The 1097-nt window shown below is 49.5% G+C and carries 2 protein-coding genes and 1 pseudogene; 2 read left to right on the top strand and 1 reads right to left on the bottom strand.

Features of this window, described 5'->3' with window-relative positions; genetic code table 11:
- Nucleotides 1-5: 5 nt before the first annotated feature.
- A pseudogene (locus tag EC919_RS27055) lies at nt 6-266 on the top strand (acetyl-CoA C-acetyltransferase); the annotation flags it as partial.
- Nucleotides 267-307: 41 nt separating this feature from the next.
- Nucleotides 308-535: a hypothetical protein gene (locus tag EC919_RS27050; RefSeq protein ID WP_133777461.1), complete on the top strand. Its 228-nt coding sequence runs from the start codon at nt 308-310 to the stop codon at nt 533-535.
- Nucleotides 536-565: 30 nt separating this feature from the next.
- On the opposite strand, the gene EC919_RS27305 is transcribed toward EC919_RS27050, so the two are convergent.
- Nucleotides 566-1097, bottom strand: a 532-nt coding sequence (locus EC919_RS27305) for a hypothetical protein (protein ID WP_208295019.1), incomplete at its 5' end; no start/stop codon positions are given.

Here is a 1097-nt window from a genome sequence, read left to right as displayed (position 1 = left end):
CTTAAGTGCTGTGCACCTTAAAGGCCTGGAAAGGCCCGGGTTACTGCAAAACCCGCCTGGGGTTGAATGCGCCGCTGGGATCGATTGATCGCAGCCAGCTGAATGTCAAAGGCAGCTCATTGCCGGCGGGTCATCCTTTTGCGGCGACAGGTGGCTGTATCGTCGCCAACCTGGCCAAGTTGTTGAGCGTGTCGGGGCAGGGACGAGGGCTGATTTCGATATGCGTAGCGGGCGGGCAGGGGGTTACGGCGATACTTGAGCGTTGAGCACTTGAACAGCTCGCTGCAGATACTGTGAGAAGATCTTGATGTACGTATTTCTAAACAGTCACTGGATGAAATCAATATTAAAGGAAGGCGTTTTGTTCTGCCTTAATCCTTCTGAACCGGGAATGGGGGCTGATGCCCCCTTTTTTAACCTGCTTGGCGAGCTGGTGCAGTTGTCCGCCACAAAACTTCCGCCCCGCTACTTCTTCAAACTTGCCGATGTAACTGAGCTTGTCCGCGAAGCGGTGCAGTGGTACGTCGTCGTCTAAAAAATAATGTTCTGAGAAATTGTTGGGAGTTTACTCGAATGTGAAGTTGTCAATAAGTTCATATGTACCTAGTTCGCAAATTTTTGACAACTCCAGAAAGTAAATTGGAATGTCGCTATTAATAATCATTATTCCTTCGTCTAGCAAGCGCTCGCCTATAGCGGCGTGCCGCTCATCAAAGTAGCTAATTTTAGCTCCATTGTGTACAGACGATCGTGTGAATGTGACTTTCTTGGGGCGGTTTGGCGGTTTTATCTCAACAGTGCCGTACTCGAAAAACAAGTACTGATAAGTTGTAGGGCCATCAGGGTCACGCAGGTTTCCAATTGATGCGGCCCCGGATTTTAATCGAACGGATGTCCCTGTGTAGGGGTTTATAATGGTTTCGTTGGGTACCAAGTTTCTGCGTGGGAAGGTTTCAAAATCCTCATAGATTGGCCCGATCGGTAGACGATGCACAATATATCTGTCTGAGCGTACTACACCAGACGTAGCAGTAAAGCTATGCTCGCCGAGCGCAAGTGAAACCGTGCAACTGAATGAGCCGTCGGCCTGTATCGTC

The organism is Pseudomonas graminis (assembly GCF_004364335.1).
In the GTDB taxonomy this organism is placed as follows: Bacteria; Pseudomonadota; Gammaproteobacteria; order Pseudomonadales; family Pseudomonadaceae; genus Aquipseudomonas; species Aquipseudomonas graminis_D.
Note: the sequence above shows the minus strand (reverse complement) of the source record. Positions and strands in the feature narration are given on the sequence as shown.